We start from the raw sequence: 21,455 nt of genomic DNA, 5'->3' as shown, positions 1-21,455 counted from the left end.
AAAAAGTGATTATGGACATATTTAACGATCACTTTACGGTTATTGCCGGTGGTTAGTAAAGTGGCCGAAACCCGGTAAAAGATGCGGATCGACCCATGACACTCACTTCGAAAATTGATCACGTCTTCGCCGGCGGCCTGGGGCTCTTGAAGCCCGAAGGGCAGCGTACGGGCATCTTCAAACAGCGCCGTTCAGGCCCCGTTCGCGTCGAGCTTCACGGGATTGTCGGTGACCAGCATGGCGACACCAGGGTTCACGGCGGTCCGGAAAAGGCTGTTCATCACTATGCGGCCGAAAATTATCAGCACCTGGCGCAGGCCTTTGCGCACTGTGCCCATGAGCTGCTTCCGGGCAGCCTGGGGGAGAACATTTCCGCGCTCGAACTCTCGGAGCGCAACGTGCACATCGGCGACGTATTCCAGATGGGCAGTGCGGTGTTGCAGGTCTCTCAACCGCGCAGCCCGTGCTGGAAAATCAATCATCGTTTCGACGCCGAGCGTATGTCGATGCATGTCGCCAAGGAGCGAATCACCGGTTGGTATTACCGGGTGCTTCAACCGGGCTTCATTGAAGCGGGCGACAGGATCGAGTTGCTGGAAAGGCAAACCGAGCGCTTTTCCATTGATGAATTCTGGCAGGTGCAGTTGTCGCACCGGCCGGTGATCGACGATCTGCTGGCGCTGGCGGCAAGCCGTGGGTTGGCCGAGGACTGGAAGCGGCGCTTGTCGGAGCGGGCGAAGTGGCTGCAGAAATCGCTTCAGGTCTGAAGCCGCACACACACACACACTTGTGTAGGAGCGAGCCTGCTCGCGAAAAACCCATAGACACCGCGTGTTTCCAGACTTCACGCGTTATCGTTAACGCTTTTCGCGAGCAGGCTCGCTCCTACAATGGATCACCCGTTTAGCGGTGTTCAGTCTCGCGGATCAATCTGATCCAGCACCCGGTTCGCCGTGATCTCCGCCAGCATGATGCTGTTGGAAATGCCCAGCAGCGCATTGCGCGACCCACCGTCCAGAAGGTCCACCAAGTGATGGACCATCACATCGACCGAGGCCAGCGTCTCGACCAGATAAACCATCAGGGTTTCGGTCGTGAGCGCTGGGTCCACGGTAAACAAAGTGCTGGGTGCGCGCGTCGTGGCTTTGATGTCGGCAGCCGACGGGAAGTGGTAGTCGAGGGCACGCTCGGCGGCCTCGTTGAGTTTGTTTGAATCGGGTTCGTACGGGGAAGCTGGATCGGTGTCTGGCGGATTGGGTGTCGGTTTGATCATATTCGCTCCAAAAACGTGGAGCCGTCACCGATCGCTGCTAAACGAAGGGTGGCAGCTGTGTGCAGGTTAGCAGACCGGTGGAGACGAATCCGGCGCGCCCAAGGGCGCCCTGCGCACAGCTACCATAAAGTGCAGGCATGAGATGACCTGACTGTCTGGATGCAGATGCGCTTCGTCACGGCGGGCTGCTAAACCCGACCACTGATGAGCAGTGGCACGAATCAAGTTACCGGGCACCCCCAAAGCGCACAAGCCGGCGGATTCTGGCGTACCCGTAGGCAACGGCGCAAGGTTTTGTAGCTTTCATCTCGTAACCACGAGCGCGCTTAAACAAGCATTCTCCAGCGCTGTTTAACACCTCAAACACCTTCACCAATTCTGATCCATAAGATCATTAATCATCATTTTACATGATCCTTTGGCTGGCCTACTTTGACCCTGGCAGGCGCGCCACCGGCCGCCTGGCGCACTCCCGACAACAACAAGAGATGGCTCTTATCCACCACCAGGGGACACCCGCCATGAGCAACCAGCCAGCAGACATCGCACACTACATTCACGGCCGCGTGACGCACGGTACTTCCGGCCGCACACAGAACGTCACCAACCCTGCCATCGGTTCCGTCATCGGCAAAGTGGCCCTCGCCAATGCCGCTGAAGTCGACGCGGCGGTGAAGTCCGCAGCGGCCGCGTTTCCAGCCTGGTCGGCGCTGCCGCCGCTGCGTCGCGCCCGCATCCTGTTCAAGTTCCTGGCGTTGCTCAATGAACACCGCGACACACTGGCGCGCATGATCACCGCCGAGCACGGCAAAGTTTTCACCGACGCCCAGGGCGAAGTAACGCGTGGCATCGAGGTCGTCGAGTTCGCCTGCGGCATCCCGCAACTGCTCAAGGGTGACTACACCGAGCAGGTCTCCACCAACATCGACAACTGGACCATGCGCCAGCCGCTGGGCGTGGTGGCCGGCATCACCCCGTTCAACTTCCCGGTGATGGTGCCGATGTGGATGTTCCCGGTGGCCATCGCCTGCGGCAACACCTTCGTACTCAAGCCGAGCCCCATCGACCCGTCGCCTTCGCTGCTGATCGCCGAACTGTTCAAGGAAGCCGGGTTGCCAGATGGCGTGTTCAACGTGGTGCAGGGCGACAAGGAAGCAGTGGACGCGCTGATCGATCACCCGGACGTCAAAGCGGTGAGCTTTGTCGGATCGACGCCGATTGCCAACTACATCTACGAGACCGGTGCCCGCCACGGCAAGCGTGTCCAGGCGTTGGGCGGCGCGAAGAATCATATGGTGGTGATGCCCGACGCCGATATCGATCAGGTGGTCGACGCGCTGATCGGTGCCGCGTTCGGCTCTGCCGGCGAGCGCTGCATGGCGATCTCGGTGGCGGTGTTTGTCGGCGATGTCGCCGACAAGGTGATGCCGAAACTGGTGGAACGCACCCGCACGCTCAAAGTCCTCGAAGGCACGAACCTGGCCGCCGAGATGGGCCCGATCGTGTCGCAAGTCGCACTGCAACGCATCACCGGCTACATCGAACAAGGCATTGCGGAAGGCGCAGAACTGCTGGTCGACGGCCGTGGTTTTGACGGCGCCCAGGCTGGCGCGAATTGCGCCGAAGGGTTCTGGCTCGGCGGCACGGTGTTCGACCATGTCACCCCCGAGATGAAAATCTACAAAGAGGAAATCTTCGGTCCGGTGTTGGCTTGCATGCGCGTGAAGGACTTCGCCGAGGCGGTCGATCTGGTCAACTCACACGAGTTCGGCAACGGCACCGCTTGCTATACCCGCGACGGTCACATCGCGCGTGAATTCGCCAGCCGCATTCAGGTGGGGATGGTCGGCATCAACGTGCCGATTCCGGTGCCGATGGCGTGGCACGGTTTTGGTGGCTGGAAGCGCTCGCTGTTCGGTGACACGCACGCCTACGGCGAAGAGGGCGTGCGCTTCTACACCAAGCAAAAGTCGATCATGCAGCGCTGGCCGAACAGCATCGCCAAGGGCGCGGAATTCGCCATGCCGACCTCCAAGTAAGCACCGCTTTCTGCTCCACGGGTTTGGGGTGGATGACGTGTTGGCGCGGGCTTGCACGGCATCGTTTTTCCCAGGGGGAGCGAACACCTCGCTCCCGGTTTTTTCCGCACAGGTGAACCGCTATGCCGCTGCTCAAGTTCGACATCATTCAGGGGCGCAATGACCAACAACTCAAGACCCTGCTGGACGTGACCCATCAGGCGATGGTCGAGGCTTTTGAAGTGCCTGCCAGTGATCGTTACCAAAGCGTCACGCAACATCGTCCGGGGGAGTTGGTGCTGCACGACACCGGATTGGGTTACACACGCACGACCAGCGTGGTGTTGCTGACGGTGATTTCGCGACCGCGTCTACAGACGCAGAAAACCGCGTTCTACCGCTTGCTGGCCGAGAGGCTGCAAGCCGAGTGTGGCCTGTCACCCGATGAGCTGATTGTTTCGCTGGTGGAGAACACCGATGCGGACTGGTCCTTCGGCCGTGGAAGGGCGCAATTTCTGACCGGCGAACTTTAGGGTTTGCCGCGTGGGCCAAGTGGTCCGTTTTTACCTCTGTGCAACTCTCTTTCAGGTGATGCCATGTCCACTCCGCTGCTGTCTCTTTTGAACATTCGACTGCCCGTCCTTCAATCGCCGATGGTGGGGGTTTCCACGCCCCGACTGGCGGCAGCGGTGTCCAGCGCCGGCGGCCTCGGTGCGATTGGCATCGGGGCGAGCAACGTCGAGCAGGCGCGGAACATGATCCGCGAGACGGCCGCGCTGACAGACAAGCCGTTCAATGTGAATGTTTTTTGCCACCAGCCTGCTGTCCACGACAGCGCTCGCGAGACGCAGTGGCTGACATTTCTGGCGCCGTTCTTTGCGCAGTTCGGGGCCGCTGCACCGACGGCGCTGCGTGAGATCTACACCTCATTCGTCGAAGACCCGGACATGCTGCAGATGCTGCTGGAAGAACGGCCGGCGGTGGTCAGCTTCCATTTCGGGCTGCCGCCACAACCGACAATCGATGCGCTCAAGGCCGCCGGCATCATCCTGTTGTGTTCCGTGACCAACCTGGCCGAAGCGCAGAGCGCGGAACGCGCCGGCGTGCATGCGCTGGTCGCACAAGGTTACGAAGCCGGGGGGCATCGCGGGGTATTCGATCCAAAACAGGATTCGCAGATGGGGACGTTTGCGTTGGTGCGTGTACTGGTGGCGGCTTGCCGACTGCCGGTGATCGCGGCGGGCGGCATCATGGACGGCGCGGGGATCAAGGCCGTCATGCAGTTGGGCGCCAGTGCCGCGCAGTTGGGAACGGCGTTTATCCTCTGCCCCGAATCCTCCGCCAACAGCGCCTATCGCGAGGCCTTGAAGGGGCCGCGCGCGCACCAGACTGCCGTCACCAGCGTCATCTCCGGGCGTCCTGCCCGAGGCATGGTCAACCGCAACTTCACCTGCCTGGAGAAGACTGGCACGGCACTGCCAGACTATCCGCGCGCCTATGACGCCAACAAAGCGCTCAACGCCGCGGCCACCGCCCAGGCAAACACGGAATTTGCCGTGCAGTGGGCGGGGCAGGGGGCGCCCCTGATTCGTGAGATGCCGGCCGCTGCGTTGGTGAACGTGCTCGCTGCGGAAATGAACGACTGAGCCAATCGGTCATCTGCGGCGAGCCGACATTTCACCGACTGCGCAAAACGATTCAAACACGAGCTGTACTTCAACATTAATGGCTCAGGCGCGATGAAAATCCGCCTGGCCCAGTTTCAAAAAACACGACCCCCCATACCTCTGTACGACAACCCTTATCCCTCTACGAAAATTACTTTCGCCTCGTTTGAAAATCACCTCTCGAAATGTTTTATGAGTTTCACAACCCATTCGACGTGACCCTTTCGAGGAGTACCGCATGACCCTGTCCTTCGGCTATTGGCTGCTGGTATATGCCGCCATCGCCATCATCGCGCTGATCGTTCTGATCGCCCGTTACCGGCTTAATCCCTTCATCGTCATCACCCTGGTCTCCATCGGCCTGGCATTGCTGGCCGGCATGCCGCCGTCCGGGGTGGTTGGCGCCTACGAGGCCGGCGTCGGCAAGACCCTGGGGCACATTGCGCTGGTGGTGGCGCTGGGCACGATGCTCGGCAAGATGATGGCCGAGTCCGGCGGTGCCGAGCAGGTGGCGCGCACCTTGATCGACCGTTTCGGCGAGAAGAACGCGCATTGGGCGATGGTCTGCATCGCGTTTCTGGTCGGGCTGCCGCTGTTCTTCGAAGTCGGTTTTGTGTTGCTGGTGCCGATCGCGTTTACCGTGGCACGGCGGGTTGGTGTATCGATCCTGATGGTCGGTTTGCCGATGGTTGCCGGGCTGTCGGTGGTGCATGCGCTGGTGCCGCCGCACCCGGCGGCGATGCTCGCGGTGCAGGTGTATCAGGCGTCGGTCGGGCAGACGTTGATGTATGCGATTCTGATCGGCATTCCGACGGCGATCATTGCCGGCCCGCTGTACGCCAAATTCATCGTGCCGCGCATTCAACTGCCGGCGGAAAACCCGCTGGAACGCCAGTTCCTCGAGCGCGAACCGCGCGACAGCCTGCCGGGGTTCGGCATCACCATGGCGACCATTCTGTTGCCGGTGCTGTTGATGCTGATTGGCGGTTGGGCCAATCTGATTTCTACGCCGGGCAGCGGTTTCAACCAGTTTTTGCTGTTCATCGGCAACTCGGTGATCGCGCTGCTGCTGGCGACCCTGCTGAGCTTCTGGACCCTCGGCCTCGCCCAGGGCTTCAACCGTGAATCGATCCTCAAGTTCACCAACGAATGCCTGGCACCGACCGCCAGCATCACCTTGCTGGTCGGCGCCGGTGGCGGTTTGAACCGGATTCTGGTGGACGCCGGGGTCACCGACCAGATCGTCAGCCTGGCCCACGAATTTCACCTGTCGCCGCTGCTGATGGGCTGGCTGTTCGCCGCGTTGATGCGCATCGCCACCGGCTCCGCCACCGTGGCCATGACCACCGCCTCCGGCATTGTCGCGCCGGTGGCCATCGGTCTGGGTTATCCGCATCCGGAGTTGCTGGTGCTGGCGACCGGCGCCGGGTCGGTGATCTTTTCCCACGTCAACGACGGCGGCTTCTGGTTGATCAAGGAATACTTCAACATGAGCGTCACCCAGACGTTCAAGACCTGGACCGTGCTGGAGACCATTATTTCGCTGGTCGCCTTCGCGCTGACCGTGGGTCTTTCTTACCTGATCTAGCTCGAACACTCCGATCGCTTTCCTCAAGGCTCATGGTCACTCATCGAGCGCGGCATTGTGCGCGCCGCGGTTGAGTGTCCGTGGCGGACAGCGGTCGGCAAAAACTCAAAAAAAACATAAAAAAATTACCCAGGAGCACCGTATGTTCAAGCGAGCAATCCCCACCGCACTTTTGCTGGCCACCGGTTCGATGTGCGCACAGGCAGCCGATTCTGCCGCGCACGGTTTTCTGGAGGACAGCAAAGCCACGCTGTCGATGCGCACGTTGTATTTCAACAGCGATAACCGCGATGGCACGGCGGACCCGTCGAAAACCGAGGAGGCCGCGCAGGGTTTTGTGCTGCGTTATGAGTCCGGTTTTACCCAGGGTGCGGTCGGGTTCGGGCTGGATGCGCAAGCGTTGCTCGGTGTGACGCTGGACAGCGGCGCGGGTCGCCACGTCGGCAGCGGCATGATCCCGAGTGACGGCGACGGTGCTGCCGACTCCTGGAGCAGCTTTGGCCCCACGGCGAAGATGCGCATCTCAAAAACTGAGTTCCGCTACGGCACCTTGCTGCCGAAACTGCCGATCCTGTTGTCGAACGATGCCCGCGTATTGCCGCAGTCGTTCACCGGTGCGCAGGTCACCTCGAATGACATCGATGGCTTGATGCTGACCAGTGGCGTGCTTGAACATGCGGTCGGCCGCGCCTCGACGGACCGGACCGGTTTGTCGGTGCCGGGCGCCACCCAGGACAGCAACAAGTTCTACTTCGCCGGCGGTGACTACTACATCACCAAGGAACTGAAGGCGCAGTACTACTTCGCGCAGATGGAAGACTTCTACAACCAGAACTTCTTCGGTCTGACCCACGTGCTGCCGATCGACAGCAAAAGCTCGTTCACCACCGATCTGCGTTACTTCAACACCACATCGACAGGCGCCAACAGTTCCGCTGCCGGTCGCGCACAAGGCTACCGCACCTCGGGTTATACCGAGGACAACAACGGTGAAATCGACAACAACACCTGGGTGGCGATGATCACCTATGTGAACGGTGGCCACTCGGTGTCGCTGGGGCATCAACAGGTGGGTGACGGCAGCAACTTCGTGCAGCCCAACCAAGGTAGCCTGGTTGATAAAGGGGCCGGTGGTGGCAGTGTTTACCTGCCGACGGACCGCATGATCCAGAGTTTTACCCGTGCGGGCGAGCAGACGAACTTCGGTCAATATTCCTATGACTTCGCGCCTTTGGGCGTGCCGGGCCTGAGAGCGTCGATCGCGTATCTGAAGGGGACTGACATCAAGGTTCGCAACGCGGGCGATCAGTCCGAGTGGGAGCGTGATATGACCCTGGACTACGTGCTGCAATCGGGGTCGCTCAAGGGGCTTGGTTTCAGCGTGCGCAACGGCAAGTCGAACACCGATGCGGGCCGCAACGTTGATCAGAATCGCTTTATCATCAACTACACCTTGTCGCTGCTGTAATCGCCCACGGGTCTTTGTAGGAGCCGGCTTGCTGGCGATTCAGGCGACGCGGTGTATCTGTTACGCCGCCATCGCCGACAAGGTATGCGTTGTTGCTAAGGTGTCAGGCGCTGGGTCAGCAACGGCAATAGTTGTTCGCAGGATGCCTCGATTTTCAGATCGAGGATGTCATCCGCCCGCGTCTTGCCCAGGTTAATCGCTATCAGCGGCTTGCCCTGATCCGCCACCGCCCGGCATAACCGAAACGCTGAATACGCCATCAACGAAGACCCCACCACCAGCAATCCCGCCGCTTTTTCCACTGCAGCCATTGCCTTGGCTGCCGTCACCTGCGCCACGTTCTCGCCAAAAAACACCACGTCCGGTTTCATTCGCTCACCTGCGCAATGCGGGCAGTGCGGTACTTGAAACCGCGCTTCGAATGCCGCGTCGAGCAGCGTGTCGCCGTCCGGCGCCTGCACCGCATCCACGCCGGCCAGGTACGGGTTCTGCGTTTCCATCAATTGCTGGATCGAATCCCGCTCACTGCGCTGCCCACAATCCAGGCACAGCACCCGGTGCAGGCTGCCATGCAGTTCGATCACGTCGTGGCTGCCGGCCTGGTCGTGCAAGGTGTCGACGTTCTGGGTGATCAGCCCGCTGATCTGCCGGGTGCTTTGCAGGTTGGCGAGGGCTTCATGCGCCACATTTGGCTGAGCCTGACGCACCCGCGGCCAGCCGAGCATCGCTCGCGCCCAATAGCGGCGCCGGGATTCGGGGGCGCTGAGGAATTCCTGATACATCATCGGTTGCCGGCCACGGCGCACGCCCTGGTGGTCGCGGTAGTCCGGAATGCCCGACGGGGTGCTGATGCCGGCACCGGTCAGGACCACGAACGGCTGGTCGGCCATGAACTGCTGAAGCCGGTCGAGTTGTTCGCGGGTGCGGCTGTCGAGCATGTTCAACACTCCGATGGGCCTGGGGTGTTTGAAGGGTAGCATTTGGTGATTCACCTGTAGGAGCGTGGCTTGCCCGCGAAGACGGCCTATCAGACAACGACGGTGTGCCTGAGATACCGCCTTCGCGGGCAAGCCTCGCTCCTACAGGGGCAACGTTTACTTGCGCGCTTCGAGTATCAGGTTGAACGGTGTTTCCGTCGCCCGGCGGAATGTGCTGAATCCCGCTTCCGTAAACACCTTGCGCAACCGCGCCTCACCGGCCTGGGCGCCGAGCCCGAGGCCGACTTCCTGGGACAGCGAGTTAGGGGTGCAAATGAACGTCGAGGCGGCGTAGAACAACCGGCCAACCGGGGTAACGTTGTCATCGAGTTTGTCGTTGGCGAACGGTTCCACCAGCAGCACCGTGCCGTCCGGTTTCAGCGACTCATAGGCGTGCCGCGCCGCGCCCACCGGGTCGCCCATGTCATGCAGGCAGTCGAAATAGCAGATCAGGTCGTAGTCGTCGCCGGGATAGCTTTTTGCCGTGCCCTGGAAGAACCGCGCCCGCCCGGAAACACCGCCTTCCTCGGCGCGCTGGGTGGCGACGGTGACGGATGGCGCGTGGTAGTCGAAGCCGACGAACCGCGAGTCCGGGAACGCCTGGGCCATGATCACCGTCGATGCACCATGCCCGCAGCCGATGTCCGCGACCTTGGCGCCAGCCTCCAGTTTGGCGACGACACCTTCAAGGGACGGTAGCCATTCGGCGACCAGGTGCGCTTTGTAGCCGGGCCGGAAGAACCGTTCCGTGCCGCTGAACATGCACGGATGGTGTTCGCCCCATGGCAGGGCACCGTTGCCGCGCATGGCTTTGACCAGTTTGTCCTTGTCATGGAAAAACGACGCGACCACCCCGATACCGCCCGCCACGTAGACCGGTGAGTCTTCGATCGCCAGCGCCAGGGCTTGTTCTTCGGGCAGACGGAACTGGCCGTCGCGGTGTTCCATGTAACCGGACGCGGCGTGGGCGCTGAGCCATTCGCGCAGCAGGCGGGGGTTGCAGCCGGTTTTCTCGGCGAGTGTTTCGGGGCTGATCAACTGACTGTCGGCCATCGCCCGGTACAGCCCGAGCTCTTCGCCGAGGATGACGTTGGCGAGCATCGCCGCGCCGCCCATGTCGTTCACCAGTTTGCCCATGAAATCGTTGAGTCTGGCCTCGTCCATCACGTGTGCTCCTTCGGCTGGATCACGGTCCAGGGGCATTCTTTGTCGAGGCATTCACCTCTGGGCAGTGGTCGTGGAAATGATCAGGACGGTGAGTACGTCCTGCGTGCAGTAAGTTTAGTCCGCAGGCCGTGGGCTGCCGGCCGGAGCGACGAAAGCGCGCATTTGCCTGATTCACACACGTACCCGTGTAGGAGCGAGGCTTGCCCGCGAAGGCGGAGTGTCAGGCAAATCCTTGGGTCTGACACACCGCCTTCGCGGGCAAGCCTCGCTCCTACACGGGGACGTGTGTATCGGAGTGTATCTAACGTCCTGCTCGATACATTTCCCGCAAAACCGGCTCACTGCCGAACACAGCCCAGATACAAACCTGCGATGAACTGCACAGGCCGCTTGGCACCCTATACACCGTGAAGGGGACAACAATGACCACGCTCCTGCCTGAAACCGACCTGACATCCACCCCCGTCGATCGCCTGCGCGTCGACCAGTACACCAGCGGCCTCATCGGCCCAAGCCAGCCAATGCTCGGCCCCTTGGCCGACGGCGGCACCCTGATCACCGGCACGCCGCCGGGCTGCTGGGGGCCGATGATTACGCCGGCCTTCGAGGGCGGCCATGAAGTGACCCAACCGGTGGCCATTGCCGGTGCCGAAATCGGCGACGCCGTGGCGATCAAGATCAAAAGCATGCGCGTCACCTCGCTGGCCACGTCGTCCGGCGTGATGAGCTTCGTTGAAGGTCGCTACAACGGCGATCCGTTCGTCTCGAAATTTTGTAGCAAATGCGGCACCGAGCACCCGGCCAGCTACGTCGAAGGCATCGGCGAAGACTCGATTCGTTGCAGCAATTGCGGCGCCGAAGTCAGCGCTTTCCGCTTCAGCCACGGGTACGTGATCGTGTTCGATGCGCAGAATCAGGTCAGCCTGACCGTCAATCAGGACATCGCCAACCAACTGGCGGGCAACGCCTCCGAGATGTCGGCGCTGCCGGAGTTCGCCGCCCAGCATTCGATCCTGTCCCTGGCCCGCGCCGACATCCCCGGCGTTGCCGCACACATGCGGCCGTTCCTCGGCAACATTGGCACCACGCCGTCGCGGGACTTGCCGGACTCGCACAACTGCGCCGATTTCGGCCAATACCTGATCGGCGCACCGCACCGTTTCGGCATGACGCGTGAGGAACTGCACGCGGCCAAGACCGACGGTCACATGGACACCAACTCAATCCGCGAAGGCTGCGTATTGATCTGCCCGGTGAAAGTCCCGGGCGCCGGTGTGTACATGGGCGACATGCACGCCCAGCAGGGCAACGGCGAGATCGCCGGGCATGCCACCGACTGCTCCGGGGAAACCGAAGTGCAGGTCGAAGTGATCAAGCACCTGACACTGGAAGGCCCGATCCTCCTGCAAAACCTTGATGATCTGCCGCCAATGGCGCGGCCGATGAATGCCCTGCAACGGCAGAAAGTCCGCGAACTGGGCGAGCGTTGGGGCCAGACCGAGATCGAGCAGAGCGGCCCGATCACCTTCATCGGCAGCGGCGAGAACCTCAACGTGGCGGTGGAAAACGGCCTGAAACGTGCCGCTTCGGTCACGGGCCTGCCGTATGACGAAGTGCTCAACCGCGCGACCATCACCGGCTCCATCGACATCAGTCGTTTGCCCGGCACCGTGCGCGTGACCTTCCTGTGCCCGATGAACGTGCTCGATCGCATCGGCATCGGCCATCTGGTGCGCGAGAAATACGACCTGGCGTAACGCCCAACGGCGGCTCTGTACCGAAGTGTGTACAGACCCGCCGGCGATACAACCGCCGCGATTTTCTGCCGGAACGCAACACAGGCCCGATACACCGTTTCGGTTAACTGTGATTACGTTCTGACAACCTTTGAGATCGACATCATGCAGACTTCCAACACATCAACGAAGGCCACCGTCGGACTTGGCCTGCGCCGCGGTTTAATGAAAGACCTTCAAGCCGCCCGCGTGGGCGATTTCGACTTTCTGGAAGTCGCGCCGGAGAACTGGATCGGCATCGGCGGCGCTCATGGCGCGGCACTGCGGGGCCTGGCCGAGCGCTATCCGCTGTCCTGCCATGGTTTGTCCCTGTCATTGGGCGGGCCGGCGCCGCTGGACGTTGGTTTTCTGCAAGAAGTGCGGGTGTTTCTCGATCAGTACAACGTGCCGCTGTACAGCGAACACCTGAGCTACTGCAGCGATGAAGGTCACCTTTACGACCTGTTGCCGCTGCCCTTTACCGAAGAAGCGGTGCACCACGTCGCCGCGCGCATTCGTCAGTCCCAGGACATTCTCGGTCGGCGCCTGGCGGTGGAAAACGTCTCGTATTACGCCGCGCCGCAGCAGGACATGGACGAGCTGACGTTCACCAATGCGGTGCTGCGCGAAGCCGATTGCGACCTGTTGCTGGACGTCAACAATGTGTACGTCAACTCGATCAACCACGATTTTGATCCGCAGGTTTTTCTGGCCGGCATCGATTCGGACCGGGTGGTGGCGATGCACGTGGCCGGGCATTTCGATGAATCCGACACGTTGAAAATCGACACCCACGGCGCCTCGGTGAAACCGGTGGTGTGGTCGTTGCTGGCCCAGGCTTATGCGCGGTTTGGCGCGCAACCCACGTTGCTTGAGCGGGATTTCAATTTCCCGGCGTTCTCTGAACTGGTGGCTGAATTGCAGACCATCCGCCGCTTGCAGGCCAAGGAGGTGAACCGTGGATAACTCAGGCCTGTTTCAGCAGCAAAACACCTTGGGGCTTTACCTGCGAGACCCCGATCATTGCGCGCCACCGGCCGGAATGGACGTGGCGCGGGCACAGGTTTATCGCGACCTTGTTTTCAATAACCTCTCGATCTTGCTCAGCGGTACTTTTCCGGTGCTGATCAAAATTCTTGGCGATGAGCGCTGGGGTTCGCTGGTGCGCATCTTCTTGCGGGACCACCGCGCACAAACGCCGAAATTCGGTGAGATCGCCAAGGAGTTTGTCGACTTCCTCGCGTCAGAACCGCCTGCGTTGCACGAGGGGGCGTGGCCGCCGTTCCTGGTGGAACTGGCGCATTACGAGTGGATCGAGATGGTGTTGCAACAGTCCGACGCCGAGCCATTGCCGGCGAGTGATGTCGGGCAATTGCTGGATCGACCGTTGCAGATTTCACCGCTGGCCTGGCCGTTGGCGTATGCCTGGCCGGTGCAGTTGGTGGGGCCGGACTATCAGCCTGAAACACCTCCGGCTCAGCCGACGTTGCTGTTGGTTCGTCGGGCGGAGGACTGGAGTGTGAAATTTTCCGAACTGAGCCCGCTGGCCTGGCGCTTGTTGCAGCGGATCGACGAGTTTCCCCAACTGAACGGACGTGAGCAGCTGGAAGGATTGGCCGTCGAAGCGGGGGCGGCGGGATCGCAGGATTTCATCGACAGCGGAGCGGCGTTGTTGCGGCAGATGCACGGGGAAGGGGTGGTTGGACTGCAGTAACACCGCACACCTTTGTAGGAGCCGGCTTGCTGGCGATGGCGGTCCAACAATCAACATTGATGTCGCCTGACACACCGCTATCGCCAGCAAGCCGGCTCCTACAAGGAGTCGGGGTGTCAGGAACCAGTGGTGTGTCAGGTATTAGTGGCTTATGTGGCGGAGAAGAAGTACCGCGTCAGGTGAAAGAAGATCGGTGCCGCGAAGCAGATCGAGTCCATCCGGTCGAGCATGCCGCCGTGGCCCTTGATCATGGTGCCCCAGTCCTTGGCGCTGAGGCTGCGCTTGATCGCCGACATCACCAGGCCGCCCAGGAAGCCCATCACCACAATCACGAACGACATCATCAGCGACTGCCAGAAACTGAACGGTGTCATCCAGAACATGCAGCCGCCAATCAGCGTGGCCGACAAACCGCCGCCGACCAGGCCTTCCACGGTTTTCGACGGGCTCACCAGCGGCGCAACCTTGTGCTTGCCGAAGAGCTTGCCGAACACGTACTGCAACACGTCACTCAACTGCACGACGAACACCAGGTAGAACAGCAGCAGTGCGTTCTGGCCCTGGAAGCCTTCCAGGTCCAGCAGTAACAGCGCCGGCGCGTGGCTGATGCAGTAGACGCAAATCATCACCCCCCACTGAATTTTGGCCGCCCGTTCCAGGAAGGCGTCGGTGTCCTGGCTCAGCACCGCAATCGCCGGCAACAGCAGGAAGGCGTACACCGGAATCAACAGCGTGAACAGCGAATACCAGTGAGTGCCGATCAGTACGTATTGCAGGGGGATCAGAATGAAAAACGCCGAAAACAGCGCGTTATGGTCGCCAGGCCGGGTCGGTGTCAGGGTGATGAATTCCCGGAGCGCGAACAGGGAAATGAAGCCGAACAGAATGACCGTCGCGTTTCCGCCCAGCAGGTAGGACACGAAGAAAATGATCACCATCCCCCACCAGGCATTCACGCGCTGGTTGAGGTTTTCGATGGTCGAGACCGAGCCCTCTGTCGTCGCCCGCTTGGCCAGTATCCGGCCGATGATCGAAGCGATCGCCAACAGGGCGGCAATGGCGCCGAAGAACCACAAAAACTTTTCATCAAGATTCATTCCGACAACCTCACAATCGCGTCACGCGCCCGATCCAGAAACACCTGTTTTTCCTCGCCGCTGATCCGTTGCAGCGGATCGCCGATACGGATTGTGCAGATGATGGGCAGGGGGACGTGTTTGCCTTTTGGCATGGAGCGATGCAGGTTTTCCAGGTAGATAGGCACCAGGTCAACCTCAGGGAATGTCTCGGCCAAGCGGAACAGACCCGATTTGAAAGGACCGGGCAACGCCTCGCTGCCGCGCGTGCCTTCCGGAAAGATGATGATCGAATGGCCGGCGCGCACCACGTCGAAAATCGGCTCCAGTACGTTGACGCCGGGCGCGGGGTTGCGATCGATCAGCACCGCATTCAGGCCTTTCTGCGAGATGTATGACAGGAATTTGTTCTTTCCCCAGTAGTCAGCGGCCGCAACCGGTTTCACGTTCACTCGGGCTTCCGGTGGCAGGGCCGCGATGATTGCCAGGGTGTCCATATGGCTGGAGTGATTGGCGAAATAGATACGCTGGCGTGTCAGGTCCGGCGGGCTTTCCCATCGGGCCGTGACGCCGATCACGAATCGAAGAACAGAAATCAGCGCGTTACTGATCCACATGAGGATTCCCCTTCAGTTCGCGCGAGATGGCCAGGGTGCGCGTGACGCAGGTCGCGGCGGAGCCGATGGCGATGATGACCAGCGCCATCAACAGCACGTAGTGAGTGGCATAAACGCTTGCTTCGACGGCATTCAGCAGCAGCCCGACCGTCATGACTGCCATTCGGTGTTGCTTGGCCATCGGGCCGATGAAGCTCTGCTTGAGACCGATCGAGCCGCCAAACACCCTGACGTAAGCCGTCAATGCCGCAGCCAGCGCGGCGAACCAGCCAAGGTCAGAGTAGCCGATGGCGTAGCCCAGGCCGACAATCAGCAGGCTGTCGGCAATCCGGTCGGGGAATTCGTTGTAGAGGCTGCCGATGTCGGATTTCTTGCCGCCTTCAATCGCGACCATGCCGTCGAAGAGGTTGCACAACAGGCGCAACTGAATGCCGAGGGCGCAGAGGATCGAGCCGATGACGCCCGTGTCGATATTGAGCGCGACGATGCCAGCGAGTGCGAAGGCGATGCTGGCCACGGAGATCTGATTGGGGGAGAGGTCCCTTTTCACCAACTGGTCGGTGACGTATTTGGCCCATCCCGCAGAACGCGTTTTGATGGGTCTTCTGTTTTCATCCATGTGCAATGTCCATATCAGTGATGAGGTACTGCCGAGTACAGCACAGCGGCGAATCACCGACTGCGCCCGACAATATAAAGGCTTTCCTTGGCCTTGGTTCAGGTTCTGTAGGAGCGAGGCTTGCCCGCGAAGAACGATGACACGGTTTTCAGCTAGAACCGTGTCGAGACCTTCGCGGGCAAGCCTCGCTCCTACAAAGGGCGGGTGGGTAGCTTTAGCTCTGCGCAGAGTCCGCCGCCTTCGCGGTTGCTCAGCGTCAACGACCCGCCGAGGGCCAGCGCCAGTTGCTGGGCAATCGCCAGGCCCAGGCCGGTGCCGCCGGTGCTGCGGTTGCGCGAATTCTCCACGCGGTAGAACGGCTCCATCACGTGGGCGAGTTCTTCTTCGGCAATCCCGGGGCCGCGGTCCATCACCTTCACCGACAAGCTGCCGCCAGGTTTCGACTCCACCTGCAGTTGCGCCGCGCCGGCGAATTTGAGTGCGTTGTCCGTGAGGTTCACCAGCACGCGGCGCAAGGCGTGCGGCCGGGTGTCGATGACGGTGTCACTTTTTCCGCTGAGCTGAACGTCCTTGCCCATGTCCTGATAGTCGAACACCAGGCTGTCGAGGAACGAATCCAGATCGGTGCGGCGGCTCTCTTCGGTGGCGCCATGGACGCTGCGGGCATAGGCCACGCCTTCGCGCACCAGATGTTCCATCTCGCCGAGGTCGTTCCACAGCTTGTCTTTTTCGTTGCAGTCGTCCATGAGTTCGGCGCGCAGTTTCATCCGAGTGATGGGGGTTTGCAGGTCGTGGGAAATCGCCGCCAGCAATTGCATGCGTTCTTTGAGGTATGCCGCGATACGCGCCTGCATGGCGTTGAAGGCCATGGCGGCGTGGGCGACTTCGGTCGGGCCTTTTTCGTCCAGGTGCACCGGGTGGGTGTTGGGGTCCAGCGTTTCGACGGCCTGTGCGAGGCGGGTGAGGGGGCGAATGGCGATTCTCACTGCCAGCCAGGTGCACAGAATCATCAGCAACAGTTGGCCGAGCAAGACGACCGGCAACCAGGGCGACAACGGCACCATCGACGGACGCACGTCGATGGTGACCGGGCTGCCATCGGCCAGTTTCAGATGGACCTGGAAGTGTTTGACCGGACCGGGAATGTCCGTAACCGTCATCGGGTAATCCTTGCCGATGGCGTCCTTGATCGAGGTCATCGCGATAGGCGTATCGCTCATCGCCGTGCCGGGGGAACCTTCATCCAGCAAATAGCGGTAGTTGCGGCGATCCAGTTGTTGCAGCCAACTCATGCGTTCTTCGGCCGGCAAGCGGTCGAGGATGGCGATGGACGTTGAAACGTCGGTTTCCAGATTGCCCAGCATGGTGTTTTTCGCGCTTTCGTAGCGCTCGTAGTACTGCGCACCGAAAGACAGGACCTGCGCCAGAATCAGACCGATCAGGAAAATCAGCGACAGGCGCGAGGCGAGGGTGCGGGGCCACCGCAGGGAAAGGTTCATGCGGGCGCCCCGAGGACTTCCACCGGCAGCGAAAACACATAGCCTTCGCTGCGCACGGTTTTGATGTAGGCCGGTTCCCGTGCGTCGTCGAGCAAGCGCTGACGCAGGCGGCTGACCAGCAAATCGATGGAGCGGTCGAACAGATCAGCATCGCGGCCCTGGGTCAGGTTCAGCAACTGGTCGCGGTTGAGCACCCGTTGCGGATGATCGAGGAACACCCGCAGCAGTCGATATTCCGCGCCGCTGAGCGCGACCATGGTGCCGTCGTCATCGAGCAGATGGCGGGCCGAGGTGTCCAGGCGCCAGCGACCGAAGGCCAGCAGGCGACCGCTTTCGGTGACCACCAGGTTGGGCGGCAGCATCCGCGTGCGCCGCAGCACCGCGTTGATCCGCGCCAGCAGTTCACGGGCGGCGAACGGCTTGACCAGGTAATCGTCGGCGCCCATTTCCAGGCCGATGATACGGTCGGTTTCATCGTTGCGCGCAGTGAGCATCAGTACCGGGGTGGTCTTGTGTTTGCCGGCGCGGATTTCGCGGCACAGCATCAGGCCATCGTCGCCCGGCATCATGATGTCGAGCACGATCAAGTCCACCGGCGTGGTCTCGAGGAACGCACGCATCTGCCGGCCGTCCGCCACGACGGTGGTGCGCAGGCCGTTCTTCTTCAGGTAGTTGCCTACCAGCTCTCGAATCTCGCGGTCATCGTCCACGATGAGGATGTGATCGACGTGTTCCATGGGGCCAAGCCTCTTCAAATAGGGAATGCGCACAGTCTATCGAGCCTTTGCCCGCTCGCCCGCCACCCTTTGTATTGCAGTGTATCTGGTGTGTCGGCGGATACACATGGACTTAAAAACCCGGGAATCCAGGGGTTTTGTATCGCTGTGTATCGGCAGGCCCCTTTGATACGTACCGATTTACACGCGTCGCTTCTCGACACAGACGAGATACCTCAGGGCCTTCTAATAGGTTCCATCGAGGCAAACCCAACCGCCTCGGCTCAATTGAACGACCTACCCATTGAAGCCTTGAGGACACCACCATGAACACCAAAGCCATCTACGCCGCTTGCCTGTTTGCCGCCCTGAACATCTGCACCCTGTCGGCCCGTGCCGAAGCTGACGTCAGCGCCAGGACCTACAGCTACGGCACGCACCTGGACATCAAGAAAGTGGTGTCGTTGACACAGGACACCACGAACGCCTGCGGGATTGTCGATGCCCAGCTGACTTACCTGGACTCCCAGAACAAAACCCAGGTGCTGGACTACCGAAAAATTGCTGACTGCAACGAAGACAACTGAGTCCTTCGCTGACCGATTGCCAATCCCCTTTGATACAGGAAGAACGCCATGAACAACGTAACCCGCTTTTTGACCGCCGCTGCCTTCGCCCTTGCCGGCGCCGCCGCTCACGCCAACGCCGCCGTTGAACAAAGCACTTGCGGTAGCAGCACCTGCTTCCAGCTGACCCCGGTGAACGAGCAGGGCGCCAACGACTTGCTGGTGCAGGACGGTTCGAGCCGTACGCCGCAAGGGCAGATGGTTGCCGAGAACGGTGGCAGCCGCACGCCACAAGGCCAATTGCTGGATGAGCAAACGGCCTGAAGTCACGCAATCCCACTGTAGGAGCCGGCTTGCTGCGGGCGGCGTTCCGACGATGACGGCAGCACATTCGACATTGATGTGACTGACAAATCGCCATCGCCAGCAAGCCGGCTCCTACAGGGGACTCGTTGCCACCCTCTAATGCATTAGGTGATCCCCATGTTTCTCATCGCTTTCCTGGGCGGCATTTTGACCGTCCTCAGTCCCTGCATCCTCCCGGTCGTGCCGTTCCTGTTCGCCGGGGTCGACCGCACCCGCTCCTCGATCCTGCTCACCCTCGGCGGCATGGTCCTGACCTTCGCCCTGATCTCCAGCCTGGCCGTGGTCAGCAGTGAATGGGTGGTGCAAGCCAACAACACCGGTCGCCACGTGGCCCTGATTGTGATGGCGCTGTTTGCCCTGTCGCTGATTTCTGCGCGGGTCGGCGGCTGGCTGGCACGCCCGTTCGTGCTGTTGGGCAATCGCCTCGACCCCGACACCCGCAAAATGTCCGGCCCGTTGGGTTCGGTGATGATCGGTGTCGCCACCGGTCTGCTCTGGGCGCCGTGCGCCGGGCCGATCCTCGGCGTGATCCTCACCGGCGCCATGCTGCAAGGCGCCAACGCGCAAACCAGTCTGTTGCTGGTGGCGTACGGCCTGGGCAGCGCGTTGTCCCTGGGCACCTTGATCTTCGCCGGTCGCGGCCTGGTCAATCGCTTGAAAGCGTCGATTCCAGTGACCGGCTGGTTGCGACGCGGTACCGGGTTTGCGGTACTGGCGGCTGCGGTGGTGATTTCCACCGGCGCCGACAAGACCCTGCTGGCCGGCACTTCTTCCGAGGGCGTCAGCAGTATCGAGAAAGGCGTGCTGGAAAGCGTACCGAAAGTGGTCGATTACCTGGTCAGCAAGGTCAAGGCCGATACAAGCCTGGACAATGCCCAGGGTCCGATGCCGTCGCTGTCCGGCGCCGTCGAATGGATCAACTCGCCAGCACTGACCAATGAGTCGCTCAAAGGCAAAGTGGTGCTGGTGGACTTCTGGACCTACGACTGCATCAACTGCCAGCACACCCTGCCTTACGTGAAGGACTGGGCGAAGAAATACGAGAAGGATGGCCTGGTGGTGATCGGCGTCCACACCCCGGAATACGGCTTCGAACGCATCATCGCCAACGTCAAGGATCAGGTGAAAAAGCTCGGCATCACCTACCCGGTGGCCATCGACAACAACTACGCGATCTGGCGCAACTTCGATAACCAGTACTGGCCGGCTCATTACCTGATCGACGCCAAGGGGCAGGTGCGTTTCACCCACTTCGGTGAAGGTCGCTACGAAACCCAGGAGAAGATGATCCAGCAGTTGCTGGAAGAGGCGAAAGCCCCCGCCGCGTAACCCGTCAACTCAATGGCTCACAGGCTCCGCGCCGTGGGCCATTGTTCGTTTCTCCTGACTGCGCCGCCACGCCGCGGGCGGTGCGCCGAACTCCCGCCGAAACGCCCGGCTGAATGCTGTGTCGGTCTGGTAACCGACCTCTTCGGCGATGCGCATCAATGAGCTGTTACTGCTGCGTAACAGGTTGGCCGCCAGCAACATGCGCCATTGCGTCAGGTACTGCATCGGCGAAATCCCCACCAGTTGCTGAAAGCGTTCCGCCAATACCGATCTTGAGGTGCCGGCGGTGCGCGCCAGTTCATCCAGTGTCCAGGCATGACAGGGTTTTTTGTGCAGCGCGTTGAGGGCGGCGCCGACGATCCGGTCGCCGACACCCGCCAGCCAACCGGTCCGGCCTTCGCCCTGTTCGTGCATGTACAAACGCAGCACTTCGATGAACAACACCTCGGCCAGCTTGGCCAGTACGCCTTCACCACCGGGCCTTGGCGAGCGCGCTTCGGCCAGCGCATAACGCACCGAAGATTCCAGCCAGATCCCGGCGTTCGAGCCGCGCACATTGACCTTTACCACGGCCGGCAACCCCGTCAACAACATGCCCGCCAGCCGCGTATCGCACGCCAGATAACCGCACACCAGGCGCGTGACCGCGCCGCCACCGCCATAACTCAACTGCCGTGGGCGGCGCGCGAGCACGACGTCCAGCCGTGCACCGCTGGCCGGCGCGAGACCGGGTTTGGAGCACATGCGGTGGGCATCGCCCTGCGGAAACACCACCACATCGCCAGCCGTCAGCAATTGGGGAGGATCATCACCGAGTTCGACATAACACTCGCCTTCGGTGATCAAGTGAAAGATCACCACGCGTTCGGCGCCGGGTTCGAGAAACGGTGCGGCGGTGTCTGCGCTCGGTGACTGATAACACCAGGGGGCAGTGAACCTGGCGTTGATGAAAATCGCGCCGACCAGGCGGACGACGCGCAGGGTCTGGGACAGGGCGTCCATGGTGGTGTTCCCCTGTGG

Annotated in this window: 21 protein-coding genes; 12 read left to right on the top strand and 9 right to left on the bottom strand. The window is 61.1% G+C overall.

Translation table 11 applies throughout. The features are described 5' to 3' along the window. Window positions 1–95 precede the first annotated feature (95 nt). Window positions 96–767 (top strand): MOSC domain-containing protein, encoded by a 672-nt coding sequence (locus tag K5R88_RS10020; RefSeq protein WP_226299896.1) that lies wholly within the window; start codon window positions 96–98, stop codon window positions 765–767. Window positions 768–913: 146 nt separating this feature from the next. Here the strand turns inward: K5R88_RS10020 and K5R88_RS10015 are convergent, their stop codons facing one another. Further along, window positions 914–1,273 carry a DUF6124 family protein gene (locus tag K5R88_RS10015; protein ID WP_226299895.1) on the bottom strand — a complete coding sequence of 120 codons (360 nt, stop codon included), beginning with the start codon at window positions 1,271–1,273 and terminating at the stop codon, window positions 914–916. A gap of 521 nt (window positions 1,274–1,794) precedes the next feature. On the opposite strand from K5R88_RS10015, the gene K5R88_RS10010 reads away from it, so the two are divergent. The 5 genes from K5R88_RS10010 to K5R88_RS09990 all read left to right on the top strand — a co-directional run bounded on the left by K5R88_RS10010 (window position 1,795) and on the right by K5R88_RS09990 (window position 8,014). After that, window positions 1,795–3,312, top strand: coding sequence for a CoA-acylating methylmalonate-semialdehyde dehydrogenase (locus tag K5R88_RS10010; RefSeq protein WP_226299894.1), 1,518 nt, complete (start codon window positions 1,795–1,797; stop codon window positions 3,310–3,312). Window positions 3,313–3,434: 122 nt separating this feature from the next. Beyond that, a complete protein-coding gene (locus K5R88_RS10005; protein WP_226299893.1) occupies window positions 3,435–3,824 on the top strand; it encodes a tautomerase family protein in 390 nt (129 codons plus the stop codon). Between the two features lie 63 nt (window positions 3,825–3,887). Beyond that, entirely contained in the window at window positions 3,888–4,937 is a 1,050-nt protein-coding gene (locus tag K5R88_RS10000) for an NAD(P)H-dependent flavin oxidoreductase (RefSeq protein ID WP_226299892.1), read from the top strand. A gap of 259 nt (window positions 4,938–5,196) precedes the next feature. Beyond that, window positions 5,197–6,546 carry a GntT/GntP/DsdX family permease gene (locus K5R88_RS09995; RefSeq protein WP_192227665.1) on the top strand — a complete coding sequence of 450 codons (1,350 nt, stop codon included), beginning with the start codon at window positions 5,197–5,199 and terminating at the stop codon, window positions 6,544–6,546. Window positions 6,547–6,688: 142 nt separating this feature from the next. Continuing rightward, on the top strand, window positions 6,689–8,014 hold the full coding sequence (locus K5R88_RS09990) for an OprD family porin (protein WP_226299891.1): 1,326 nt from the start codon (window positions 6,689–6,691) through the stop codon (window positions 8,012–8,014). 95 nt (window positions 8,015–8,109) lie between these two features. Here K5R88_RS09990 and K5R88_RS09985 read toward each other — a convergent pair whose 3' ends face one another. Together K5R88_RS09985 and K5R88_RS09980 are read right to left on the bottom strand one after the other, a co-directional pair. Next, on the bottom strand, window positions 8,110–8,952 hold the full coding sequence (locus K5R88_RS09985) for an NAD-dependent protein deacetylase (RefSeq protein WP_192418621.1): 843 nt from the start codon (window positions 8,950–8,952) through the stop codon (window positions 8,110–8,112). Between the two features lie 156 nt (window positions 8,953–9,108). After that, on the bottom strand, window positions 9,109–10,155 hold the full coding sequence (locus K5R88_RS09980; RefSeq protein WP_192229025.1) for a class I SAM-dependent methyltransferase: 1,047 nt from the start codon (window positions 10,153–10,155) through the stop codon (window positions 9,109–9,111). A 425-nt stretch (window positions 10,156–10,580) separates the two neighbouring features. On the opposite strand from K5R88_RS09980, the gene K5R88_RS09975 reads away from it, so the two are divergent. The 3 genes from K5R88_RS09975 to K5R88_RS09965 all read left to right on the top strand — a co-directional run bounded on the left by K5R88_RS09975 (window position 10,581) and on the right by K5R88_RS09965 (window position 13,647). After that, on the top strand, window positions 10,581–11,915 hold the full coding sequence (locus K5R88_RS09975) for an acetamidase/formamidase family protein (RefSeq protein ID WP_226299890.1): 1,335 nt from the start codon (window positions 10,581–10,583) through the stop codon (window positions 11,913–11,915). A gap of 144 nt (window positions 11,916–12,059) precedes the next feature. Beyond that, window positions 12,060–12,899, top strand: a complete 840-nt coding sequence (locus K5R88_RS09970) for an HvfB family MNIO-type RiPP peptide maturase (protein ID WP_226299889.1) — start codon at window positions 12,060–12,062, stop codon at window positions 12,897–12,899. After that, window positions 12,892–13,647: an HvfC family RiPP maturation protein gene (locus K5R88_RS09965; protein ID WP_226299888.1), complete on the top strand. Its 756-nt coding sequence runs from the start codon at window positions 12,892–12,894 to the stop codon at window positions 13,645–13,647. The genes K5R88_RS09970 and K5R88_RS09965 overlap by 8 nt, the downstream gene beginning before the upstream one ends. 149 nt (window positions 13,648–13,796) lie before the next feature. On the opposite strand, the gene K5R88_RS09960 is transcribed toward K5R88_RS09965, so the two are convergent. From K5R88_RS09960 to K5R88_RS09940, 5 genes are all read right to left on the bottom strand, one after another. After that, window positions 13,797–14,744 carry a phosphatidate cytidylyltransferase gene (locus tag K5R88_RS09960; RefSeq protein ID WP_192418604.1) on the bottom strand — a complete coding sequence of 316 codons (948 nt, stop codon included), beginning with the start codon at window positions 14,742–14,744 and terminating at the stop codon, window positions 13,797–13,799. Further along, window positions 14,741–15,340 carry a lysophospholipid acyltransferase family protein gene (locus K5R88_RS09955; RefSeq protein WP_008028204.1) on the bottom strand — a complete coding sequence of 200 codons (600 nt, stop codon included), beginning with the start codon at window positions 15,338–15,340 and terminating at the stop codon, window positions 14,741–14,743. The genes K5R88_RS09960 and K5R88_RS09955 overlap by 4 nt, the downstream gene beginning before the upstream one ends. After that, entirely contained in the window at window positions 15,327–15,959 is a 633-nt protein-coding gene (locus tag K5R88_RS09950; protein ID WP_226299887.1) for a CDP-alcohol phosphatidyltransferase family protein, read from the bottom strand. The genes K5R88_RS09955 and K5R88_RS09950 overlap by 14 nt, the downstream gene beginning before the upstream one ends. Before the next feature lie 191 nt (window positions 15,960–16,150). Next, entirely contained in the window at window positions 16,151–17,458 is a 1,308-nt protein-coding gene (locus tag K5R88_RS09945) for an ATP-binding protein (RefSeq protein WP_223437828.1), read from the bottom strand. Next, window positions 17,455–18,195: a response regulator gene (locus tag K5R88_RS09940; RefSeq protein ID WP_008028195.1), complete on the bottom strand. Its 741-nt coding sequence runs from the start codon at window positions 18,193–18,195 to the stop codon at window positions 17,455–17,457. The genes K5R88_RS09945 and K5R88_RS09940 overlap by 4 nt, the downstream gene beginning before the upstream one ends. Window positions 18,196–18,500: 305 nt before the next feature. On the opposite strand from K5R88_RS09940, the gene K5R88_RS09935 reads away from it, so the two are divergent. The 3 genes from K5R88_RS09935 to K5R88_RS09925 all read left to right on the top strand — a co-directional run bounded on the left by K5R88_RS09935 (window position 18,501) and on the right by K5R88_RS09925 (window position 20,435). Further along, on the top strand, window positions 18,501–18,761 hold the full coding sequence (locus K5R88_RS09935) for a DUF2790 domain-containing protein (RefSeq protein WP_008043296.1): 261 nt from the start codon (window positions 18,501–18,503) through the stop codon (window positions 18,759–18,761). Between the two features lie 48 nt (window positions 18,762–18,809). Then, window positions 18,810–19,064 (top strand): hypothetical protein, encoded by a 255-nt coding sequence (locus tag K5R88_RS09930; protein ID WP_008043295.1) that lies wholly within the window; start codon window positions 18,810–18,812, stop codon window positions 19,062–19,064. A 159-nt stretch (window positions 19,065–19,223) separates the two neighbouring features. After that, entirely contained in the window at window positions 19,224–20,435 is a 1,212-nt protein-coding gene (locus K5R88_RS09925; RefSeq protein ID WP_008028191.1) for a cytochrome c biogenesis protein DipZ, read from the top strand. A 9-nt stretch (window positions 20,436–20,444) separates the two neighbouring features. Here K5R88_RS09925 and K5R88_RS09920 read toward each other — a convergent pair whose 3' ends face one another. Beyond that, on the bottom strand, window positions 20,445–21,437 hold the full coding sequence (locus tag K5R88_RS09920) for an AraC family transcriptional regulator (RefSeq protein WP_008028188.1): 993 nt from the start codon (window positions 21,435–21,437) through the stop codon (window positions 20,445–20,447). Window positions 21,438–21,455: the final 18 nt, after the last annotated feature.

This window comes from Pseudomonas sp. MM213 (genome assembly GCF_020423045.1).
GTDB lineage: Bacteria > Pseudomonadota > Gammaproteobacteria > Pseudomonadales > Pseudomonadaceae > Aquipseudomonas > Aquipseudomonas migulae.
Note: the sequence above shows the minus strand (reverse complement) of the source record. Positions and strands in the feature narration are given on the sequence as shown.

What these genes read in the sequence shown, in the direction of transcription:
- K5R88_RS10015 (WP_226299895.1), bottom strand. Translation starts at nt 1,273, where the DNA reads ATGATCAAACCGACACCCAATCCGCCAGACACCGATCCAGCTTCCCCG.
- K5R88_RS09960 (WP_192418604.1), bottom strand. Translation starts at nt 14,744, where the DNA reads ATGAATCTTGATGAAAAGTTTTTGTGGTTCTTCGGCGCCATTGCCGCC.
- K5R88_RS09980 (WP_192229025.1), bottom strand. Translation starts at nt 10,155, where the DNA reads ATGGACGAGGCCAGACTCAACGATTTCATGGGCAAACTGGTGAACGAC.
- K5R88_RS09930 (WP_008043295.1), top strand. Translation starts at nt 18,810, where the DNA reads ATGAACAACGTAACCCGCTTTTTGACCGCCGCTGCCTTCGCCCTTGCC.
- K5R88_RS10020 (WP_226299896.1), top strand. Translation starts at nt 96, where the DNA reads ATGACACTCACTTCGAAAATTGATCACGTCTTCGCCGGCGGCCTGGGG.
- K5R88_RS10010 (WP_226299894.1), top strand. Translation starts at nt 1,795, where the DNA reads ATGAGCAACCAGCCAGCAGACATCGCACACTACATTCACGGCCGCGTG.
- K5R88_RS09940 (WP_008028195.1), bottom strand. Translation starts at nt 18,195, where the DNA reads ATGGAACACGTCGATCACATCCTCATCGTGGACGATGACCGCGAGATT.
- K5R88_RS09975 (WP_226299890.1), top strand. Translation starts at nt 10,581, where the DNA reads ATGACCACGCTCCTGCCTGAAACCGACCTGACATCCACCCCCGTCGAT.
- K5R88_RS09990 (WP_226299891.1), top strand. Translation starts at nt 6,689, where the DNA reads ATGTTCAAGCGAGCAATCCCCACCGCACTTTTGCTGGCCACCGGTTCG.
- K5R88_RS10000 (WP_226299892.1), top strand. Translation starts at nt 3,888, where the DNA reads ATGTCCACTCCGCTGCTGTCTCTTTTGAACATTCGACTGCCCGTCCTT.
- K5R88_RS09955 (WP_008028204.1), bottom strand. Translation starts at nt 15,340, where the DNA reads ATGTGGATCAGTAACGCGCTGATTTCTGTTCTTCGATTCGTGATCGGC.
- K5R88_RS09945 (WP_223437828.1), bottom strand. Translation starts at nt 17,458, where the DNA reads ATGAACCTTTCCCTGCGGTGGCCCCGCACCCTCGCCTCGCGCCTGTCG.
- K5R88_RS09950 (WP_226299887.1), bottom strand. Translation starts at nt 15,959, where the DNA reads ATGGATGAAAACAGAAGACCCATCAAAACGCGTTCTGCGGGATGGGCC.
- K5R88_RS09925 (WP_008028191.1), top strand. Translation starts at nt 19,224, where the DNA reads ATGTTTCTCATCGCTTTCCTGGGCGGCATTTTGACCGTCCTCAGTCCC.
- K5R88_RS10005 (WP_226299893.1), top strand. Translation starts at nt 3,435, where the DNA reads ATGCCGCTGCTCAAGTTCGACATCATTCAGGGGCGCAATGACCAACAA.
- K5R88_RS09920 (WP_008028188.1), bottom strand. Translation starts at nt 21,437, where the DNA reads ATGGACGCCCTGTCCCAGACCCTGCGCGTCGTCCGCCTGGTCGGCGCG.
- K5R88_RS09995 (WP_192227665.1), top strand. Translation starts at nt 5,197, where the DNA reads ATGACCCTGTCCTTCGGCTATTGGCTGCTGGTATATGCCGCCATCGCC.
- K5R88_RS09970 (WP_226299889.1), top strand. Translation starts at nt 12,060, where the DNA reads ATGCAGACTTCCAACACATCAACGAAGGCCACCGTCGGACTTGGCCTG.
- K5R88_RS09935 (WP_008043296.1), top strand. Translation starts at nt 18,501, where the DNA reads ATGAACACCAAAGCCATCTACGCCGCTTGCCTGTTTGCCGCCCTGAAC.
- K5R88_RS09985 (WP_192418621.1), bottom strand. Translation starts at nt 8,952, where the DNA reads ATGCTCGACAGCCGCACCCGCGAACAACTCGACCGGCTTCAGCAGTTC.